Source organism: Iodidimonas sp. MBR-22 (genome assembly GCF_029946565.1).
GTDB classification, from domain to species: Bacteria; Pseudomonadota; Alphaproteobacteria; order Sphingomonadales; family Rhodothalassiaceae; genus Iodidimonas; species Iodidimonas nitroreducens.
This window is the reverse complement of record NZ_JARKVQ010000008.1, coordinates 72448-94397: the sequence shown is the minus strand read 5'-3', so window position 1 is coordinate 94397 and position 21950 is coordinate 72448. Positions and strand designations below refer to the sequence as shown.

General features: G+C 54.4%; 18 protein-coding genes. 2 read left to right on the top strand and 16 right to left on the bottom strand.

The features are described 5' to 3' along the window. Positions 1-74: 74 nt before the first annotated feature. The 7 genes from lipA to QK300_RS07890 form a co-directional block, all read right to left on the bottom strand. On the bottom strand, positions 75-1019 hold the full coding sequence (lipA, locus tag QK300_RS07920) for a lipoyl synthase (RefSeq protein WP_281301154.1): 945 nt from the start codon (positions 1017-1019) through the stop codon (positions 75-77). A gap of 105 nt (positions 1020-1124) precedes the next feature. Continuing rightward, entirely contained in the window at positions 1125-1487 is a 363-nt protein-coding gene (locus QK300_RS07915; RefSeq protein ID WP_281301153.1) for a pentapeptide repeat-containing protein, read from the bottom strand. 415 nt (positions 1488-1902) lie between these two features. Next, complete coding sequence (gene lpdA, locus QK300_RS07910; protein WP_281301151.1) at positions 1903-3303, bottom strand: dihydrolipoyl dehydrogenase; 1401 nt, start codon at positions 3301-3303, stop codon at positions 1903-1905. Positions 3304-3329: 26 nt separating this feature from the next. Next, positions 3330-4703 carry a pyruvate dehydrogenase complex dihydrolipoamide acetyltransferase gene (locus QK300_RS07905; protein ID WP_281301150.1) on the bottom strand — a complete coding sequence of 458 codons (1374 nt, stop codon included), beginning with the start codon at positions 4701-4703 and terminating at the stop codon, positions 3330-3332. 238 nt (positions 4704-4941) lie between these two features. Then, a complete protein-coding gene (locus QK300_RS07900; RefSeq protein ID WP_281301149.1) occupies positions 4942-6354 on the bottom strand; it encodes a pyruvate dehydrogenase complex E1 component subunit beta in 1413 nt (470 codons plus the stop codon). Between the two features lie 16 nt (positions 6355-6370). After that, on the bottom strand, positions 6371-7399 hold the full coding sequence (pdhA, locus tag QK300_RS07895) for a pyruvate dehydrogenase (acetyl-transferring) E1 component subunit alpha (protein ID WP_281301148.1): 1029 nt from the start codon (positions 7397-7399) through the stop codon (positions 6371-6373). 224 nt (positions 7400-7623) lie between these two features. Further along, a complete protein-coding gene (locus QK300_RS07890) occupies positions 7624-7914 on the bottom strand; it encodes a septum formation initiator family protein (RefSeq protein ID WP_281301147.1) in 291 nt (96 codons plus the stop codon). A gap of 213 nt (positions 7915-8127) precedes the next feature. Between QK300_RS07890 and QK300_RS07885 the strand changes: the two genes are divergently transcribed. Both QK300_RS07885 and QK300_RS07880 read left to right on the top strand, forming a co-directional pair. Further along, complete coding sequence (locus QK300_RS07885; protein ID WP_281301146.1) at positions 8128-8691, top strand: N-acetylmuramidase; 564 nt, start codon at positions 8128-8130, stop codon at positions 8689-8691. Next, positions 8691-9101 (top strand): 3TM-type holin, encoded by a 411-nt coding sequence (locus QK300_RS07880; protein ID WP_281301145.1) that lies wholly within the window; start codon positions 8691-8693, stop codon positions 9099-9101. The genes QK300_RS07885 and QK300_RS07880 overlap by 1 nt, the downstream gene beginning before the upstream one ends. A gap of 79 nt (positions 9102-9180) precedes the next feature. Here the strand turns inward: QK300_RS07880 and eno are convergent, their stop codons facing one another. The 9 genes from eno to QK300_RS07835 form a co-directional block, all read right to left on the bottom strand. Further along, positions 9181-10458 (bottom strand): phosphopyruvate hydratase, encoded by a 1278-nt coding sequence (eno, locus tag QK300_RS07875; protein ID WP_042084617.1) that lies wholly within the window; start codon positions 10456-10458, stop codon positions 9181-9183. 96 nt (positions 10459-10554) lie between these two features. Continuing rightward, on the bottom strand, positions 10555-11418 hold the full coding sequence (locus QK300_RS07870; RefSeq protein WP_281301144.1) for an NUDIX domain-containing protein: 864 nt from the start codon (positions 11416-11418) through the stop codon (positions 10555-10557). Beyond that, positions 11415-14975, bottom strand: coding sequence for a DNA polymerase III subunit alpha (dnaE, locus tag QK300_RS07865; RefSeq protein ID WP_281301143.1), 3561 nt, complete (start codon positions 14973-14975; stop codon positions 11415-11417). Before dnaE ends, QK300_RS07870 begins: the two co-directional genes overlap by 4 nt. After that, positions 14962-15372, bottom strand: a complete 411-nt coding sequence (locus QK300_RS07860; protein ID WP_281301142.1) for a DUF1761 domain-containing protein — start codon at positions 15370-15372, stop codon at positions 14962-14964. Before QK300_RS07860 ends, dnaE begins: the two co-directional genes overlap by 14 nt. A gap of 96 nt (positions 15373-15468) precedes the next feature. Continuing rightward, on the bottom strand, positions 15469-16146 hold the full coding sequence (locus tag QK300_RS07855) for an ABC transporter ATP-binding protein (RefSeq protein WP_281301141.1): 678 nt from the start codon (positions 16144-16146) through the stop codon (positions 15469-15471). Further along, positions 16143-17357, bottom strand: coding sequence for a lipoprotein-releasing ABC transporter permease subunit (locus QK300_RS07850; protein ID WP_348651854.1), 1215 nt, complete (start codon positions 17355-17357; stop codon positions 16143-16145). Before QK300_RS07850 ends, QK300_RS07855 begins: the two co-directional genes overlap by 4 nt. A 36-nt stretch (positions 17358-17393) precedes the next feature. Beyond that, the gene (proS, locus tag QK300_RS07845; RefSeq protein WP_042084621.1) at positions 17394-18719 is read right to left on the bottom strand and encodes a proline--tRNA ligase; all 1326 of its coding nucleotides are present in this window, start codon (positions 18717-18719) and stop codon (positions 17394-17396) included. 508 nt (positions 18720-19227) lie between these two features. Further along, positions 19228-21366 (bottom strand): TonB-dependent receptor, encoded by a 2139-nt coding sequence (locus QK300_RS07840; protein WP_281320835.1) that lies wholly within the window; start codon positions 21364-21366, stop codon positions 19228-19230. Positions 21367-21726: 360 nt separating this feature from the next. Next, the gene (locus tag QK300_RS07835) at positions 21727-21948 is read right to left on the bottom strand and encodes a DUF1467 family protein (RefSeq protein WP_042084440.1); all 222 of its coding nucleotides are present in this window, start codon (positions 21946-21948) and stop codon (positions 21727-21729) included. Positions 21949-21950: the final 2 nt, after the last annotated feature.

The following is a 21950-nucleotide window of genomic DNA, read 5'->3' as shown; positions in this document are numbered from 1 at the left end:
GAGTCCATGCCTTGAGTCTATGCCTTGTCGTGCCTCGATCAGATCACGCCAAATCCTGGCAAGCGGCATACAGATTATTGATTTTGCGTTTGATTATGGGATTGCCTTTGCAAGCGCTCTTCCCGAGCGGCCCGCAAGCGCAAAAAATCATCCCCCGCATGATAGCTTGATCGGGTGAGCGGCGATGCCGAGACCATCAAAAAGCCCTTGGCCCGCGCCAATTGTTCAAAATTGGCAAAATCATCCGGGGTTACAAAGCGGTCCACCTTGGCATGGCGGGGGGTGGGTTGCAGATATTGCCCGATGGTCAGAAAATCGATATCCGCCGAGCGCATATCATCCATCACCTGGCTCACTTCCATCCGCTCCTCCCCTAAACCGACCATCACACCGGATTTGGTGAAAATCGAAGGGTCAACCCGCTTCACGGTTTCAAGCAGCTTCAGGGAATGATAATAGCGCGCCCCGGGGCGAATGGTTGGATAAAGCCGGGGAACGGTTTCCAGATTATGATTGAACACATCAGGACGGGCTTCGGCCACCCGCTCGATGGCACCGGCCTTGTGTCGGAAATCGGGGGTGAGAATTTCAATCGTGGTGCCCGGTGACCGGCTGCGCAATTCTTCGATCACCCGCACAAACTGATGCGCGCCGCCATCATCGAGATCATCGCGATCCACCGATGTGATAACGATATGCTCCAGCCCCATCTCGCCGCAGGCTTCGGCCACATGAACCGGTTCCAGCACATCCACCTTGCCGGGCATGCCGGTCTTGATATTGCAAAAAGCGCAGGCACGGGTGCAGGTATCGCCCAGAATCATCACGGTGGCATGTTTTTTCTGCCAGCATTCGCCGATATTGGGGCACGCCGCTTCTTCGCACACCGTATTCAGCCCCAAGCGCCGCATCAGCTTTTTGGTTTCAGCAAATTCCTTGGAAACCGGGGCTTTCACCCGCAGCCAATCGGGCTTGCGCTGATAGGGTGTGTTATCGCGGATGGGCGTAATTTCGGTCATCGATCACTTCCGTTTAAAAAGAATTTGGCTGCCTTTACCATAGTTTGCCTGCTATGTCTCGAACACCGTCATGAACGCATATGAGACATGCAAAACCATCAGGCATCACCCAAATGAAAGAGACATGCCGCGTGCAAGATAATCCGGCAATATCGTCTCCTCATCGGTAATCGCCTGCTTGATTTGCTCTTCGGTCAGATTGCGCACATCGCTTAAATCTGCACCCTTCAAAATCGTGCCTTTCAATCGGGTATTTTTAAGATTAGCTCCAACGAGGCTCGCTTTTGAAAGATTTGCATTTTCCAGATTGGCCTCTTCCAAATCAGCCCCATCCAGGCGAACGCAGCCAATTGTGGCCCCGGCCAAATTGATGGGGGGATAATCCTTTCGCAATGCCTTCAGGTCTTTGCGAAATTTTGCGCTATGGGCACCATATGAACTAGCCATGATCGGCATCCCCGCTTTCATCAACTTCATCATTCTGGATTATATAGTTTATCATTTCCTGAATGTCAGGCGTGACATTTTCTGAAGAGTCTTCTCTGATCCGCGCCTGAAAAATCTCAACCGTTTTAAAATCGAGATCCGGATATCTTTCAACAATCCCGATGAGAGTGTAGACCGCACCAAGCCTTATGGCGAGATGCTCACTATATAATTGCTCCACAGCTTTATTGAAAAGCTCGGTTGCATGCGCCCTGCGATTAAGATGCGCCTACTCTCCAGCATGTTTTGCCTGCCTGTCAATGGCGCGACTTCTGACAAATGCAAAAATGAGACCGGCAATGATACCAAGGCTCACAATCCAATTCTGAATAACGCTGCTTTCTTGTAAAAGCCATTCAAGCATTCACAATCCCAACACCAAAACCGGGTCTAAAACCTAATAATGGATAGCCCGATCATAGGCATCGAGCACGCTTTCATGCATCATTTCCGAAAGCGTGGGATGCGGGAAGATGGTGTGCATCAATTCGGCTTCTGTGGTTTCCAGCGATTTTGCCACGGCATAGCCCTGGATCAGTTCCGTGACCTCGGCCCCGATCATGTGGGCACCCAGCAATTCGCCGCTTTTGGCATCGAATATGGTTTTGATGAAGCCTTCCGGTTCGCCCAAGGCAATCGCTTTGCCATTGCCGATGAAGGGAAATTTCCCCACCTTCACGCTGTGGCCGGCATCTTTGGCGGCGGCTTCGGTCAGGCCCACAGATGCAATTTGCGGACGGGAATAGGTACAGCCGGGGATCAGCTCTTTCTTCATCGGGTGCAGCCCCTTTACCCCGGCGATTTTTTCAACCGCAATCACCCCTTCATGGCTGGCTTTATGGGCAAGCCAGGGCGGACCGGAAATATCCCCAATCGCCCAGATGCCATCAACGCCCGTGCGGCCCCATTCATCGGCCACCACATGGCCGCGATCCACCTTTACGCCCGCATCTTCAAGGCCAAGATTTTCCACATTGCCAGTGATGCCGATGGCCAGAATCACCCGGTCCACGGTCATGTCCGTAGTTTTGCCGTCCTTGCCCTTGATCGTGGCCGTAACACTATCGGATTTGGTCTCGATCTTCTCAACACTCGCCTCAAGGATGAACTTCATCCCCTGCTTTTCAAACTGCTTTTTGGCAAAGGCTGAAACCTCGGCATCTTCTACCGGCACAATACGGTCCATCATCTCAACGATGGTGACGTCAGCCCCCATATCGCGATAGAAGCTCGCAAATTCGATCCCAATGGCCCCCGATCCCACCACAAGCAGGGATTTGGGCATGGTTTCCGGCGTCATGGCGTGTTTATAGGTCCACACAAGCTTGCCATCAGCCTTCAGATGCGGCAATTCCCGCGCCCGTGCGCCGGTGGCAAGGATGATGTTCTTCGCTTCTAATTCAGTGGTTTTGCCGTCCGCCTTCACACTGACCTTGCCTTTGCCCTTCAGCCGGGCTTCGCCCATGATGGTGGTGACCTTGTTCTTCTTCAAAAGCCCCTTCACCCCGGCATTCAATTGCCCCGCCACCTTGCGGGAGCGCTCAACCACTTTCTTGAGATCAAAGCCGACTTCCTTGACAGACAAGCCAAAACTGGAGGCATTATCCAGATAATGCTTGATCTCGGATGTTCGCAAAAGCGCCTTGGTGGGGATGCAGCCCCAATTGAGGCAGATGCCCCCCAAATGCTCGCGTTCGATGATCGCGGTTTTCAGCCCCAACTGCGCCGCGCGAATGGCTGCCACATAGCCGCCAGGCCCCGCCCCGATCACGACAAGATCAAATTTTGTATCGCTCATCCGTTTTTCCTTTTCCTGTCGTCAGATCACAAAAGCATGGTCATGGGGTCTTCGATATAGCCCTTGAAGGCGGCGAGGAATTCCGCCCCGATGGCCCCATCCAGAACCCGGTGATCCACCGCCAATGTCACGCTCATCATCAGCTTCACAGCCACCGCATCATCAACCACCACGGCCCGCTTTTCACCGGCGCCAACGGCCAGAATAGCCCCTTGCGGCGGATTGATCACCGCGCCGAACTCCCGAATGCCAAACATGCCGAGATTGGAGATCGAAAAGGTGCCGCCCTGATAATCTTCGGGCATCAGCTTGCCATCGCGGGCTTTCGTGGCCAGCTCCTTCATCTCGCGGCTGATGGTGGCAAGCCCCTTTGCCCCGGCATCGCGGATCACCGGCGTGATCAGCCCGCCATCAATGGCCACGGCCACCGATATATCCTGCCGTTTGAACAGATAGGCCTTATCACCCGCAAACATCGCATTGGCCGCCGGCACCTTTTTGAGCGCCAGGGCCGAAGCGCGGATGATGAAATCATTGACCGAGATTTTGACCCCCTCGCCTTCCAAACGGGCATTGAGGTCCTTGCGCTGGGCCATCAGCTTTTCAAGGCTTACATCGATGGTCAGATAGAAATGCGGCACATGGGATTTCGATTGGGTCATGCGCTTGGCGATCACCTTGCGCATCCCCGACAATTTCACCTCATCATAAGGAATATCGGCGGGCGGCTCGAAGCCCGGCGCATCCACAGCCCCTGCTCCTGCCCTCGGCCCCGCAGCCGCTTTTTCTGCCGGAGCGGCCTTATCCGCTGAGGCGGCTTTCGGTTGATCAGCGCGGGCGGGCGCGGCCCCGTCTTTGGCGGCATCAATATCGGCCTTGATGATCCGCCCCTTGGGGCCGCTGCCAGTGATGGCGGTGAGATCAAGCCCCGCCTGCTGGGCCAAGCGACGGGCAAGGGGGGAGGCAAAAATCCGCTCGCCCTCAGCCGTTTCAGGCGCGGGCGGCGCTTTGGACTCGCCAGAATCCGAATCATCAGATTTTGAACCGGATTTTGGGGCTTCAGTCTTCCGGGCCTCCACCTTTGGCGCGCCCTCCTGATCCTTGGCGGCGTCTTTTTTCGCGCCCCCATTAGCGCCTTCGAGAGCACTTTCATCCTCGCCTTCTTCTAAAAGGATGGCGATCACATCATTCACCGGAACATCTTCGGTGCCTTCGGAAATCAAAATTTTGCCCACGCGCCCTTCATCGATGGCTTCCACCTCCATGGTGGCTTTATCGGTTTCGATCTCGGCAATGATATCGCCCGAGGCCACAGTATCTCCTTCACTCACCAGCCATTTGGCCAGCGTTCCCTTTTCCATCGTGGGCGACAGAGCAGGCATGAGAATTTCGATGGGCATGAAGCTGATCCCTCTTCTAAACGGAGCGGTGCACAAGAAAGCGCACCTCCTGAAACTGGCGTGCCATTCTTTTTGCACAGCCGGATGAAAAATCTCAATGCCGGGATTGAGACAGGAGCCGATATCGCAAAAATTTTATCCCCTCAAAAGACCGGGTGAAAATTCCCGACCCTTGAAGCGGATCATCGCGACCCGCCCGCTAAAGACGGGCCGCAAAAAAGATAGAAAAGCCTGTGGATCATCCGCGATAGCATACTTTTTTCACGGCCTCGACGATCCGCTCCGGCGAAATCAGCCATAATTTTTCCAGATTGGCGGCATAGGGCGTGGGGGTGTCTTCATCCGTCACCCGCAAAACCGGCGCATCCAGATAATCAAAGGCATCTTCCATCAGGCGCGCAGAAATCTCGCTGGCAATCGAGCATGTGGGCCAGCCTTCTTCCGCCACCACGCAGCGATTGGTTTTGCGGACCGAGCGGGCCACCGTTTCCATATCCAGCGGGCGCAAAGTGCGCAGATCCACCACTTCAACGCTCACCCCTTCATCCGCCAGCTTATCTGCGGCGCTCAGAGCCTCGCGCACGGCGATGGAATAGGCAACGATGGTGACATCCGTGCCTTCCCGAACGACTTTCGCCTTGCCGATGGGCAGCACGAAATCATCAAGCTTGGGCACATCAAAGCTCTGGCCATAGATGATTTCATTTTCCAAAAACACCACAGGATTGGGATCGCGGATGGCCGCTTTCAACAAGCCCTTGGCATCGGATGCAGAATAAGGCGCCACCACCTTCAAGCCGGGAATGGCGGCATACCAGGGCGCATAATTCTGGCTGTGCTGGGCTGCGACCCGTGCTGCCGCCCCATTGGGGCCCCGAAACACAATCGGCACATCCACCTTGCCGCCCGCCATATAGCGCTGTTTGGCTGCGGAATTGATAATATGATCAATCGCCTGCATGGCAAAATTAAAGGTCATGAATTCAACGATGGGCTTCAATCCACCCAAAGCCGCGCCGGTGCCAAGACCGGCAAAGCCATATTCGGTGATCGGCGTATCGATCACGCGTTTCGCGCCAAATTCATCGAGCAGACCCTGAGTGACCTTATAGGCGCCTTGATATTCCGCCACTTCCTCGCCCATGATAAACACGGTTTCATCCCGGCGCATTTCTTCGGCCATGGCATCGCGCAGGGCCTCGCGCACGGTTTGCTTGACCATCTCGGTACCAGCGGGGATTTCCGCCTCCATGGGCGGGGCGGCTTCAGCGGGGCGCGAGGGCCGCTTTGGCGCATCGTCATCCGATTTGGCCGCCGCCTCATCATCGTCAGCAGCAGATTTCGCAGCTTCTTTGGGCTTATTATCTTCGGCCCGGGATACCGCATCCTTTAGATCGGCACTCTCTTCGCCCTCTTCCAAAAGCAGGGCGATCACCTGCCCCACGGGCACATCTTCGCTGCCCTCATCCACCAAAAGCTTGCCAATGGTGCCTTCATCCACGGCTTCCACTTCCATCGTGGCTTTATCGGTTTCGATCTCGGCGATGATATCGCCGGCGGTTACCGCATCGCCCTCTTTTTTCAGCCATTTCGATAAGGTGCCAGACTCCATGGTAGGAGACAGCGCGGGCATTGTGATTTCAATAGGCATAGTTGTCTCGCGCTCCTCAAGACTCGACAAGAATGTCGGTATAAAGCTCAGACGGATCGGGTTCGGGGGCATTGCGGGCAAAATCCGCAACATCCGAAATCTCGTCCTTGATCTCTTTGTCGATGGCTTTCAGGGTTTCTTCGTCCACACCATCTTCGATCAGCCGCTTTTTGATGAATTCGATTGGATCGCGTTCCTCGCGCGTGGTTTGCACCTCATCGCGGGACCGGTATTTCGCCGGATCAGACATCGAATGGCCGCGATAGCGATAGGTTTTCAGCTCCAAAAGAATCGGGCCATTGCCTTCGCGCACATATTTCACCGCCTCATCGGCAGCGGCGCGCACTTCCAGCACATTCATGCCATCCACAAGCCTGCCGGGAATGCCAAAGCTTTCCCCGCGCTTGTATAATTCCTGCTGCCCGGATGACCGCGCAACCGATGTGCCCATGGCATATTGATTGTTTTCGATCACATAAATAACCGGCAGATTCCAAAGCTTGGCCATATTGAAGGCTTCATAAACCTGGCCCTGATTGGCTGCGCCATCGCCAAAATAGGTCAGCACGACATTATCTGTGCCTTTATATTTGGCCGCGAAACCAAGGCCGGTGCCAAGGGGAACCTGCGCCCCGACAATGCCATGGCCGCCAAAAAATCCGGCTTTGGGGTCAAACATATGCATCGAGCCGCCCTTGCCCTTGGCAATGCCTGCGGCCCGGCCGGTCAATTCCGCCATCACCGATTTGGGGGTGGCCCCGGTGATGATCGCATGGCCATGGGCGCGATAGCCGGTGATGATATTGTCACCCTTTTTGAGGGCTGATTGCAGGCCCACGGCCACGGCTTCCTGGCCGATATAAAGATGGCAAAAGCCACCGATCAGGCCCATGCCATACATCTGGCCAGCTTTTTCTTCAAAGCGGCGAACAAGCGACATCTGTTTGAAGAAATCCAGCATTTCATCACGGCTCGCCTTATATTCGGGCGATGCCTTGGAATTGCTACCGGTTTTGCTGGATCGAGGGGAAGGAGTCTTTGCCATCGAGCGATCCGTCTTTGCGAGGAACGGGAAACTGTGAATGGACAGACTGACCACGGCGAAACCGCAGATCACGCTCAATCGCCACCAAAGCAGGATGAACGCTGTCTGTCCGCCCCATCAATATCGGCGGGAGACGCTTATTTCAAAGAAAAAGCGCTTGATGGCAAGCTTGTGATCGTGCTGCGATGCAATAATAATGCGCAAAAATCGCTAAAAGCGATCATTCAATGCGGCGCAATCAAGTCATCCGGGTTCAAAATCAGGATCTCATCTTGATGCACAAAGCCCAAAGAGCGCCGCACCTGCTCATCAAGCATATCGGGATCGAGATGATCGGGCCGCAATAAAGCCACACGCGCTTCAAGGGCCGCGCGCTTCTGAGCAATCTGGGTGGCTTTTCTTTCCATGATCTCCGTTTGCCGCGACAAATCCCGCAAAGCCAGAAAGCCTAGCTGGCCCATGATGGAATGAACCAGAAAATAGCCCAAAAGCAAAACAAGAACGGCCGGAATCATGGCCCTATGCATGCGGCGGCTGATGGAAATGGATGAACGCATAAACGAATCGAATCACATGCACGAACCGAGATCAAGGAAAAAGATGATCTACGGCTTTTTCTGGCTCTCTGGCGGATAGACATTCTAGATGGATATGCACTTTTTTGGTTCGTTTTGTGTTGACTTTGTACCAATATGGTTATATTCCTTCTGATGAAGGAGAAACAACCCATGAACCATGATCAGATTCTCGATGATATTCTCCGCCGCGAAGGGGGCTTTGTGGATGATCCGGATGATCCCGGCGGCCCCACAAATCTTGGGATCACCCTGAAAACACTGAGCGATTGGCGTCAGGCCTCGGTCGATGTTGATGATTTGCGGGCCATGAGCCGCGATGAGGCCAAACAGATTTATGCGGCCCGCTATATCAAAGACCCGGGGCTGGACCGCCTGCCCCCGGCTGTGCAACCCATTTTGATTGATGCTGCCGTTCATATGGGACCAACCGAGGCCATCCGGCTCTTGCAAAGGGTACTGAATGCGGTGAGCGGCCCCGCCATCGCGGAAGATGGCCTGATGGGCCCCTTGAGCCGGACGCGGGCGCAATCGGAATATGAACGCCTTGGACCGGCCTTTCTGGCAAGCCTGCTCGAAGAACGTCGCCGTTTTTATTTTCGCCTCACCGCTCGCCGCCCGGTTCTGGCAAAATTCTTGCGAGGATGGCTCAACAGATTGGCCGATTTCAACGTTGAAAAGAGCCTGTTGAACTCTCGCGAAAGGGGGCTGGCCTGATGCCCCTGCCCCTCATCACCGGGCTTGCCGATAAACTATTCGGCATTGTTGACAGCCTTGTCACCGACAAGGATCAGGCCGCCCTTTTAAAACACGAGCTCGACATGACCTTGTCGAAGCTCAATCTGGCGCAAATGGCCGTCAATGCCGAGGAGGCTAAGCACGGCTCGTTGTTCGTAGCCGGCTGGCGGCCTTTCATCGGCTGGGTGTGTGGCGCAGCTTTGGCATGGGAGTTCATCGGCGCGCCGGTTGGGCAGTGGGCGCTCACCGCAGCCGGGCTGGAACTAACCTATGCCCTGCCCCAAGTGGCATCGGGCGATTTGATGGAACTGGTTCTGGCGATGCTGGGCCTTGCAGGCTTGCGCAGCTATGAAAAACGCGCGGGTGTTTCCCGAACCCGGATCAGATAATCAGTGCCAAATAAAAAAGGATGCGGCTTTCACACCGCATCCTTTTTCTGAGCTTAACCTAACAAGCCCCTGTTTTTAATTATTTTTGTTTCAGTGCATAAAGGCCCGCATAATCGGCGGCACTTGAAAGCTCTTCTTCGATCCGGATCAACTGATTATATTTTGCCAAACGATCGGACCGCGCCAGCGAACCGGTTTTGATCTGTCCGCAATTAGTGGCCACCGCCAGATCGGCGATGGTTGAATCTTCGGTTTCACCCGAACGATGTGACATCACCGCCGTATAGCCAGCCCGATGCGCCATATCAACAGCGGCCAGGGTTTCGGTCAATGTTCCAATCTGGTTCACCTTGATCAGAATGGAATTGGCGATCTGTGATGAAATCCCCCGCGACAAGCGCACGGGATTGGTGACAAACAGATCATCACCCACCAATTGCACCTTTTGACCAAGGCTTTTGGTCAGCGCCGCCCAGCCATCCCAATCATCTTCGGCCATGCCATCTTCGATGGAAACGATGGGATAATCCGTGACCAGCTTTTCCCAATAGGCCACCAATTCATCAGAGCCAAGGGTTTTGCCCTCGCCCGCCAACACATATTTGCCATCCTTGTAAAATTCGGTCGAGGCGGCATCCATCGCTAAAAGCACATCTTCGCCAGCGCGATAGCCGGCATCGGCTATGGCTTCCATGATCACATCCAAAGCCTGATTTGTACTATTGAGCGCCGGGGCAAATCCCCCCTCATCGCCCACCGAGGTGGACAAGCCCATCTTGCCAAGCTTTTTCTTCAGAGCATGAAACACTTCCGCCCCCATGCGCACGGCATCGGCCATGGTGCCCGCGGTAACCGGCATGATCATGAATTCCTGCACATCGATGGCATTATCGGCATGTTCGCCGCCATTGATGATATTCATCATCGGCAAGGGCAATACCCGCGCCGAAGGGCCGCCCAGATAGCGATAAAGGGGTTGCCCCAAACCATCGGCAGCCGCCTTCGCCATGGCAAGGCTGACACCCAGAATGGCATTGGCCCCAAGCCTGCCCTTGTTTTCCGTGCCATCTAGATCGATCATGATCTGATCGAGCTCCACCTGATCTTCGGCATCAAGGCCCGAGAGGGCATCGAAAATCTCGCCATTCACGGCTTCAACGGCTTTCAGAACGCCTTTACCGCCATAGCGGCTGCCACCATCGCGCAATTCGATGGCTTCATGGGCACCGGTGGACGCCCCCGAAGGCACGGCCGCGCGGCCAAAACCGCCATTATCAAGGATGACATCCACCTCGACCGTGGGATTGCCGCGAGAATCGAGAATTTCACGACCAATGATATCAAGAATGGCACTCAAGATGATTTCTCCTGAAAAGCGCAATATTATAAGGAAAGAGTCTGCCTATCCCTACTCTGTTCAGGGCCTTTCGGGCAACTGCCTTGGCCACATGTTCTAAAGATTAAAGGCCGATTTCGCTGCTTTCGAGATCAATTTTCGTTCAGACGGATCAAGATCTTCATGGGTGGCTTCGGTGATGCCAAATCCGGCTTCAGCGGGCAGCAAAAAGCGCCTTTGCCCCGGCCCGATGATTTCCGGGATGATGGTGATGATCGGGGTTCGGCGCGCCTGCTGCATGGCTTCGGCCACCGTTTGGGCCCGCGATAGCTTCATCAGATTGAGCCGGGTGGGAAACATCAGGGGCCGCGTGCCCTTTTCCCAAGCCTTGAGCAGGTCTGAAGGCCGCCACCAATCAAGGTGAATATTTTCAATGCCATCCGATGATGGCCTTTGGCCTATGGGTGCGGGTGCCAGATAAAAGCGGGTATCAAAGCGTTTTGGCGATAATTCCGGGGTGATCCAATGGGCAAAGGGCACCAGTTCATCGGGCCGAAACAAAAGCCCCGCCCGCCGAGCAAAAGCCGATAATGTCAACCCCCCACCCTGCAAGGCATGGCGATAGCGCTGGGCCAGATGCTGGCGTTTCACATCGCTCAAGCGTCCGGATTGCAGCCGGGCGCGCAAAAGGCCGGTTTCTTCAAAAAGCTCACGCAGGGCGGCCAGACGATAGGCATCATGAGGGCCCAAACGCCGGGCGCCTTTTCCCGCAGGACGTTCGATATGCCTGATGAGGGCGGCGCTGGCATCGCCAGGATCCACCCGCCCACCGGGAAAAACCATCATACCGCTGGCAAAGCGCATGGCACGGCTGCGCTCCACCATCAGAACCTCAAGCCCATCAATCCCATCGCGCACCAGCAAAAGCGATGCTGCCGGGGCCGCGCGCACAGGCTTGAAACCATGGGCCATAAGGCTCATGCGTTCACCGCTTCCAAAACGCCATCAAGGCTTCCGAGGGCATCGATCAGGGCCGGGGTGACACGATAATATCCCGCCAGATCGATGGTGACATCCCCACCCCCGCTCAAAGGGACGATCAGGCTGATCCGGCCGCGACCCCCTTTGAAATGATCGGTCTGGCTTTTGATCTCCGGTAAAGGGCGGGCATCGCTGATCACGATATCGAGGACGGATTCCACCTGTTCGGCAATGGTTTCCAGCGAGATGATGGATTTCGCCGATAATCTGACCGCATCATCATCGGGCCGCCTGCGCACCTCGACATCAAGAACGACAGGCGCACCCTTTTCAGCCAGAATCCGGGCATTATCCAAGCCATCTTCAAACACCATCACCTCGAACCCGCCCGAAGCATCAGACAGGACAAACACCCCGAAGGGCCGGTTTTTAACCCGCGATCTCCGCTCTCCATAGCTTTCGATGGCCCCGGCCATCTTAACGGTCATGCCCGCATAATCGGGGCCGGAGGTGACTTCGGCGGCAGATTTCACCCGATAATGATGCAAGATGGTGGCATAGCTATCCAAAGGATGTGCCGACAGATAAAACCCCACCGCCGAAAGCTCTTTGGCCAGCAAGGTGGCGCTATCCCATGGCTTTACAGTGGGAAGCTTGGGGCGCTGATCAAGATCTGGGCTGCCATCCGCAGCCGCAAACAGGCTGGTCTGATTGCTTTTTTTCATCGCCATGGTGGCCTGGGCATGACGCATCAGAAAATCCGATGCCTCAACGATCCGCGCCCGATTGGATTCCAAGCCATCAAAAGCCCCGGCGGCGGCCAGATGATCGATCTGGCGACGATTGATCAGGCTGGGGTCCAAACGTTCGGCAAAATCATAAAGATCCGTATAAGGGCCATGGGCCGTGCGCTCGGCAATGATCTGCTCCATCGCCTTTTCCCCCACCCCCTTGATGGCAGCCAAAGCATAGCGAACACATAAGCCTGCTTTGGGATCATCGGCGGCAGACGGCGGTGCATCTTTTTTCACGGGGGCCTTTTCCACCCGGAAATGAACGGCAGAAGCATTGACATCGGGGGGCAGCAGATCGATGCCCATTTTCACGAGTTCTTTTTTGAACATCCCAAGCTTATCGGTATTGTTCATATCAAGGGTCATGGTAGCGGCCATGAACTCAACCGGGAAATTCGCCTTCAGATAGGCTGTGTGATAGGCCACAAGGGCATAGGCGGCGGCATGGGATTTATTGAACCCATAGCCTGCGAATTTTGCCAGAAGATCGAAAATTTCATGGGCTTTTTCATCCGGCACAGCTTTTTCGCGCGCGCCGCTGATGAAACGATCCCGCTGCTTATCCATTTCCGCAGCGATTTTCTTGCCCATCGCCCGGCGCAGCAGATCGGCTTCGCCCAGGCTATAGCCCGCCATCACTTGGGCGATCTGCATCACCTGTTCCTGATAGATCGCAATGCCATAGGTTTCTTCCAGAATATGGGCGATCATCGCATGGGGATAGATCACCGCCTCCTTGCCATGCTTGCGGCTGATATAGGTGGGGATATTTTCCATAGGCCCAGGGCGATAAAGCGCCACGATAGCGATGATATCCTCGAATTTATCGGGCTTCAGCCCCTTCAGCATCGCCCGCATCCCGGTCGATTCAAGCTGGAACACACCTGCGGTATCGCCATCGGCCAAAAGCGCGAAGGTTTTGGGATCATCAAGGGGCAAAGATGACAGATCGATGCGCATCCCCCGTTCGGCAATATAATGGATGGCATAATCAAGAACGGTAAGGGTTTTGAGCCCTAGAAAATCGAATTTCACAAGCCCCGCCTGTTCCACCCATTTCATATTGAATTGGGTGACCGGCATGGGCGAACGGGGATCGCGATAAAGCGGCACCAGTTCATCAAGGGGGCGATCCCCAATCACCACCCCGGCAGCATGGGTGGAGGCATGACGATAAAGACCTTCGAGCTGCAAAGCTCGGTCGATCACCTGCGCGGTCAGGGGATCTTCGCGCCGGGCTTCCCGCAGACGGGCCTCACCCGCAATCGCTTCGGCCAGGGTTTTGGGATCGGCGGGATTGTTCGGCACCAGCTTGCACAAGCGATCGGTCACCGGATAGGGCTGTTGCATCACCCGGCCCACATCGCGCAAAACTGCCCGCGCCTGTAATTTCCCAAAGGTGATGATCTGGGCCACCTGATCAAAGCCGTATTTATCCTGAACATAGCGGATGACTTTTTCCCGCTTGTCCTGACAGAAATCGACATCGAAATCGGGCATGGAAACCCGTTCGGGATTGAGAAACCGCTCAAACAGCAAGGAAAAACGCAAGGGATCAAGATCCGTGATCCGCAAGGCCCAGGCCACCAAAGACCCGGCCCCCGATCCACGCCCCGGCCCCACCGGAATCCCATGATCCTTCGCCCATTTGATGAAATCGGAAACGATCAGAAAATAGCCCGGAAAGCCCATATCATTGATGACGCCAAGCTCATAATTCAGACGTTCATGATAGGGCTTTGCTTTTTCCGATTTGGCGGCCTCATCATCCTGTTCGTGATAAACTGACTGATCGAGCCGCTCCAGCAGGCCCGCTTGCGCTTCGGTGCGTAAAAGCTCGGCTTCGGAAAGGCCGGTATGGGAAGCAAAATTGGGCAGGATCGGCGCTACGATATCAAGCTTATAAGCGCAGCGCTTGGCGATGATCAGGCTATTGTCGATGGCTTCGGGCAGATCGGCAAATAAAGCCTGCATCCGGGATGCCGATTTAAACCCATGCTCGGGCGTCAGCCGCCGCCGTTCGGGGGTCTCGACATAGGTGCCTTGGGCAATGCACAAAAGCGCATCATGGGCTTCATACATTTTTTCATCGGGAAAAAAGCATTGATTGGTGGCGATCAGGGGAAGATCGCGGGCATAGGCCTGATCCAGAAAAACCGGCTCGGTCGTCTTTTCCTGCGGCAGGCCATGGCGTTGCAGCTCGATATAAAGCCGGCCGGGAAAAAGCGCTGTCAGATCATCAAGAAGGGCATTGGCTTTATCCATCTGGCCATCATGGATCAAATGGCCGATAGGGCCAAAAGCCCCGCCGGTGAAGGCGATCAGCCCATCCGTGCGCCCCGGTTCCTTCAAGGCTTCAAGGGTGATATGGGCCGGTTCATAGCCATCGCTTTCCAGATGCGCTTTTGATACCAGCTTCATCAGATTGCCATAGCCGATCTTGTTTTTCGCCAATAAAGCAATGGATTGTGGATCGGGTTTGCGGCCATTGGACGGCCCCGCCTGATAGGGATTGAGCAGCGGTAAGGTCACCCCGATGATCGGCTGCACACCGGCAGCGGCCATGGTTTGGGAAAATTCAAGGGCACCGAATAAATTGGCGGTATCGGTGATAGCCACAGCGGGCATCCCCTCAGCCTTGCACAAGCTGGCCAAATCCTTGATATGGATCGCCCCTTCCAGCAGGGAATAGGCCGAATGCACCCTTAAATGAACGAAATCCGCACAGGCCATCAGCTTCAACCCGCCTTTATTTCCAGCCAACGATCACGGCACCCATGATCATCATCGCCAGCACCGGCATGCCTTCATTGATGGCGAAAAGCCGGATCGATCTATTTTCAAACACATAAACCGGTAAAGCCGCAGGCACCGAAATCATCAGGCTGGCGAACAGCCCCATCAGCGCCCCCATAAACCAATGGGTGATGCCCAGCAAATGCGCCAGCAAAGCCAGCCCCAAAGCCAGAATGAGCGCCGCCAAAAACGCATAGAGCAAGGCCGGAAACATCCCGCGCTGCTCGATATCTTCGGCACCAAAGCGGTTCTCATCCATCCAGCGCCGCCCCAAAGCCAGCGGCGAATACCACAATGCGGCCACCCCCATATAGATGATCGCCGCAATGGCAATGGCCGGATAATTTAATTGAAACAGGATCATGATGGCGGCTCCCACTTGCAAAAGGATAGTTCTTTATACGCGCTGGGGCTACACAAGAGAAGGAAAACACATAACCCTTCGCTTGCATTCGGGGCATCAATCCGTGAGCAAACGCCCTTCGCGCAAGGTGAGAATGCGATCCATCCGCCCGGCCAGACCGGGATTATGGGTCGCCACCAAAGCCGCCAATCCCTGTTCCCGGGCAACATCCACCAATTCGTTCATCACCCGCCCGGCGGTGGATTCGTCCAGATTGCCCGTGGGTTCATCGGCCAGCAAAACCGCCGGTTTATTGGCCAAGGCGCGGGCGATGGCCACGCGCTGCTGCTCGCCGCCCGAAAGCTGCCCGGGGCGGTGATGCAAGCGATCCGCTAACCCTAAGCGGCTGAGGCTTTCGGTTGCCCGGGCCTCGGCTTGCGGTTTAGGCACCCCGGCAATGGTGAGGGGCATGGCGACATTTTCAAGGGCGGAAAATTCCGGCAAAAGATGATGGAATTGATAGACAAAGCCCAGCTTTCCAAGCCTCAGCTTCGTGCGCTCCCGCTCGGAAGCGGTGGCGCAGGGCGTGCCTTCGATCCACACTTCGCCGGAAGTGGGGCGTTCCAGCAAGCCCGCGCTGTGCAAAAGGGTGGATTTGCCGGCCCCGCTCTGCCCCATCAGCCCAACGATCTCACCGGGTTCGACAGACAGGCTGACATCATGCAGAACCTCAAGGCTGCGCGGCCCCTGACGATAGATTTTTGTGAGCGCGACGATGGCGATGGCGGCGGTCATTCATACCTCAAAACATCAACGGGATCGAGACGCGCCGCCCGCAAGGACGGGGGCAAGGTGGCGAGAAAAGACAAAACCAGCGCCATGGATACGATGATCACCACTTCCACAGGATCGACGAGCGCCGGAATTTCCGACAGGAACCGCACCTCGGCATTCCACAGATCGGTCCCGGTCAGAACTTCAAGCAAGGATTTGATCGCCTCGATATTGAGACAGAACAGCACCCCGATAATGACCCCCAAAGCCGTGCCCACCACCCCCACGCTCGCGCCCGATATGATGAAAATCCGCATGATCGAACCCTGGCTCGCCCCCATGGTGCGCAGGATCGCCACATCCCGGGCCTTGTCTTTCACCAGCATGATCAGGCTGGAAATGATATTGAAGGCCGCCACCACGATGATCAGGGTGAGGATCAAAAACATCACATTGCGCTCCACATCAAGCGCCGACACAAGGCTTTGATTGGTTTGCCGCCAAGTGGTCACATAGCTCATCGCGCCTGCCGCCTGATCGATGGGGGCAAGATAGCGCTCCACATCTTCAGGGCGCTCCACCATCACCTCGATATTGGTGACCGCATTGCCATAGCGAAAAAATGTCTGGGCTTCGGCTAAGGGCATGCCGATAAACAGATTATCAAAATCATAGATCCCCACATCAAGGGTGGCCGCCACCTCAAAGGCGATCCCCCGGGGCAAGGAGCCAAAGGGCGTGGCGGTAAAGCTTGGGGCGATCAGCGTCACTTCGTCACCGGCATCAACGCCCAGGCTGCGGGCCAGACGATAGCCCATGACGATGGTGCGTTCAAAATCAAGACGCTGCAAATTTCCGCTGCGAATGGTCATGCCATCGAGCTTCGAGAAATCGAGGTCTTCATCAGGCAGGCCGCGCACAAAAGCGCCCGAAGCCCGGCCATCCTTGATCGCCATCACCTGTGCATGAATATAGGGCGAGGCTGATACCACCCCATCCACCTTGCGAATGGCTGTGCTGATGGCCCCATAATCAACGATTTCATTGCCCACGCCGGAAACGATGACATGGCCATTAAAGCCCAGAAGCTTCGAGACCAATTCGGCACGAAAGCCATTCATCACCGACATCACGATGATCAGGGTCGCCACCCCCAGCATGATCCCTAAAAAAGAGAAAATGGCAATGAGCGAGATAAACCCATCCGAACGGCGTGCGCGCAGATAGCGCATCGCCACCGACCATTCAAAGCGCGAAATCAAAAGACCTCATCCCTTTCCACCCGCCAGCTTGGCAAAAGCGGCTTCGGCTGTCAGTTCTTCGCGTTCGCCGGTGGCCCGGTTTTTCAGTTCCACCACCCCGGCTTTCAGCCCGCGCGGCCCCAGCATCACCTGCCATGGCAAACCGATCAGATCCATCTTGGCGAATTTGCCGCCCGCGCGTTCGGCGCTATCATCATAAAGAACATCAACACCCGCGCGGCCCAGCTTGTCATAAAGATCATCGCAGGCGGCAGCGCAGGCCGGATCATCGCCGCGCAGATTAATCAGTCCCACCCGCCAAGGGGCCACGCTTTCAGGCCAGATGATGCCATTATCATCATGGCTGGCTTCGATGATCGCCCCCACCAGCCTTGATACCCCAATGCCATAAGAGCCCATATGCACGGTGATCTTCTCGCCATCCGCGCCCTGCACCACAGCCCCCATGGGTTCAGAATATTTGGTGCCGAAATAGAAAATATGGCCCACCTCGATCCCCCGACCGGTCATGAGCATATGATCAGCAGGCACATTCTGGCCTTTGGGATCGTGCATTTCCTCGGTCGCGGCATAAAGGCTGGTCCAATGATCGACGATGGGCTGCAGATCGCCATCATAATCGATGTCTTCGCCTGGAATTTCAAAGCGGTTGAAAGCATGATCATAAAAAACCGCACTTTCCCCGGTGGGGGCCAGCACGATGAATTCATGGCTCAGATCGCCACCAATAGGGCCGGTATCGGCGCGCATGGGGATGGCCCGCACGCCAAGGCGGGCAAAGGTGCGCAGATAGGCGACAAACATCCGGTTATAGGAACGCCGCGCCGCCGCCTCATCCAGATCGAAGGAATAATTATCCTTCATCAGAAATTCACGACCCCGCATGACCCCGAAACGCGGGCGGATTTCATCGCGGAATTTCCACTGAATCTGATAAAGATTGCGCGGCAGATCCTTATAGCTTTTGATCGAATTGCGGAAAATATCGGTCACCTGCTCTTCATGGGTGGGACCAAAAAGCATTTCCCGCTCATGGCGATCAACGATCCGCAACATTTCAGGGCCATAGGCATCATAGCGGCCCGATTGCCGCCACAAATCAGCCTGCTGCACGCTGGGCATCAGCACTTCCTGAGCGCCGGCGCGATCCTGTTCTTCGCGCACGATCCGTTCCACATTGCGAAGCACTCGCAACCCCATAGGCAGCCAGCTATAGATCCCGGCCGCCGCCTGACGGATCATGCCGCTTCGCAACATAAGCCGGTGGGAAATGATTTGGGCTTCAGCCGGCGTTTCTTTCATTACCGGCAGAAAAAGTTTTGACAGGCGCATGAGCAGCGAATCTTTCTGACATAAAGTGTGGAAGGCAACCGATAACGGTTTATCTTCCTTTTGCCAAACACAATGGACCCAAGGCAAATGCATTCTGATGCGCTATGACGCAATATCCGAATAAAAATGTGGCATATCGGCAACAGCGCCTGAAAAGATGGGCCATAAATCGGCTTTTCGGGTCCGAGACAGGTGACAGGGCAAGGCCTGCTGCGTAACGTTCATCTCGTCGCGTAAGAGGCTTTTAAAAGCTGCGGCGCGGACCAAGTTCAGGGAGGGGAAAACTCTGAATATGAAAATAAAGTCGCCACCAGAAGGCTGACAGGTTCACGGTTTTGTAACCGCGTTTAATAAAGACAGGGTCATGTGATGATCCTGTCTTTTTTTATGGCTATTATCCTTCAGGCATTTGCCTGACTTTTCGCATGTCATCAGATCTTATTGCTTTGAAGGGGCAGATATTTCATGCCCCTTCACGAGCAAAACGATGTTGCAAAAACGACTGGCTTTAGAAATTGGCCCGCAATTCAACACCCCATAAGGGCGGCGGATTGATAAAGCCGGTCAGATTATTGAAATCAATGCCTCCGCGCAGGAATGTTTGATCCGTGATATTGCGACCATAAAGCGCAAAATCAAAGCGACCATCATTCAACTTCGCCCCCATGCGCACGCCACCAACAGCATTGGTGCCATTGCTGAATTCCTGCGAATTATAGAGGAAGAAATTGGATTTCGTGGTCAGCGCCCAATCGGTGAACAGATAAAACTCATGGGATTCACCAAAGGGGATGCCGTAACGGGCTGTCCAATTAGCAATCCAGCGCGGCGCATTCGGAAGACGGTTTCCATCAATGGAAATCAGGCCATCGACAATTGGATTATCGATGACACAGGTCTGCGGACAAACCCCATTAATCCCGCCCGGAAAGGGAACACGAATATCGGGATCATTGATCTTGGTGAAATTATAGCTCATGCCTGCGGTCAGCCTCAAAGCCGAGGTCACAGCCCATTCCGCATCCATTTCAAAGCCCCGACCATCCGAATCCTGTGCATTCAAAAGCCGGGCCGTATTGACATCGCCACCAACCGCCGTGAGCTGCTGATCATCCATATCATAATTGAAGGCCGATACATTGAGCCGCAGGCGATTATCAAACAATTCGGTTTTGAAACCAGCCTCAATAGATAGAATTGTTTCAGAGTCAGCCACCGTGATATCATCTGCAAAGGTAATGCGACCTTGTATGGAAGGCGCGCGAAAGCTCCGGGCAATCCGGCTATAAACTGTGGTATTGCTGCTTAGATCATAATTGACACTGGCATCCCAACTGATCACCTCATCACTTGTGGAGCGAAAACTTAAAGGCAGGGGGCCAGGACCGCCCAAAGTTCTTTCCGCCTGAAAATCCTTATCTTCCTCGGTATAGCGAACGCCACCGGCCACCGTCAGTCTGGGGGTCAGATGAATATCGACCGAACCAAAAATCCCCCAGGCTTCGGTTTGCTGTCTTTGGCTGGCAGCCCCATTCAGAGCGTTATTGTTCAAGGTGTCGAAGCTGAAATTATTGATCCTGATATCATCCGAGAAATAGAAAAAACCGGCTTGGAAATCAAAGATCCCAAGACCTTCACCGGCAACTCTGAATTCCTGGGTCCATTGATCAAGATCAGGCACATCCGAGCCTGAAGCCGAAGGAAAGGGGATGAAACCGGGTCCGAAATTCCCTTCGCCCAAAAATGCAGCACCAAAACCGCCATCAATGTCCCCGCGCCCGATCGGTTTGCTGGCATTTTCGAAGCCGGTAATCGATGTGAAGGTCAAGGGCCCCCGCACATAATCCATGCTCAGGCTAGCGCCCCTTAAATCCAGCCCCTGATCATTTTCGCCGTCCTGGAAAACCTGATCCCGCCGAAACCCGTCCACAAAGCCCCCGCCGGGCGCGATGATATTGGCCCGGAAGATTTCTGAATCGCCATCAAAGCTGCGGGCGTGAAAATTCAGCAAGGCAGAAAAATTTTCTGTAGGCGTGTAGAGAAACTGCACCCGGCCGCCAATATCGTTCAAACGGCCCAATTCCAAAGTATTGGCAGGCGCATTTTCCGCCAGATTATCAATATAATCATCCTGATGCTGTAATCGCCCGGAAACGCGCGCCGCCAAAACACCATCAATGATCGAGCCACCCATGGCGCCTTCAAATTGGAAGCTGTTGAACCGTCCATAGCTGGCCAGGGCATAGGCATCGAATTCATGGGTTGGCTTGCGGGTTTCAATCTTTACGATCCCAGCCGGTGTGTTGCGACCAAAAAGCGTGCCCTGCGGACCACGCAAAACTTCGATCCGTTCGATATCGAACATCATCTGACTTTTGAGAAGGACATTTTCTTTCACAACACCATCGACATAAATCCCAACCGGCTGTGAAGCATTCAGATCAAAATCTGTATTGCCAAGGCCACGAATATAAAAGCGCGGCATGATATTCCCATTCGAGCCTTCGGCATTAAGACTGGGAACACGCCCGGCCAAATCGCGAATATCTGAACCCGGTGATGTTAAAACATCCAAAGCATCACCGCCAAATGTTGCTACCGATGATGGAACATCACGCAAAGATTGTGTGCGCTTTTGTGCCGTCACCATAATTTCTTCAAGAACCAGAGATCCCTCTCGTGAAGAGTTCTGTTCAGACTGCGTAGTCGTTGATTCATCAGACTGTAAAGTTTCAGCTATTGAAAAAGATGGACAACTGATTATAAATATTGAGAATAAATTTCTTGAAAAACGAGAGTATAGCTTAGGAGTTTTTGTCTGTTGATTTGGCATTTTTGTAGACCTTTCCTTCCTGAACACATCAGAAATTCCATTACTACAAAATAATTTGGTGTTTAACCAGAATTACCGAATTAAATTTTTAAGGCAAAACGCTGACGATTATATTTATTTCCAAACAATCATTAAAATATTTAAAGTAGTAAAAACAACAAACAGAGCAGGCCCTTAGGCGATAAATATATAAAAAAACACCCACAAAATCGCGGCGATGATGCTGGCAGCCCCGGCTTTTCGCCAGATCATCGGGCGCACGGGGGCGCTTCCCGGGGTTCCGGGGATCGTGTCATCGGTCGATTCATCTTGTGATGTGACGCCGATAGGCAGGGCCATGAAAAAAACCAGCCACCACAGCACAAGATAAACCATTATTCCCGTTACATAAGACATGC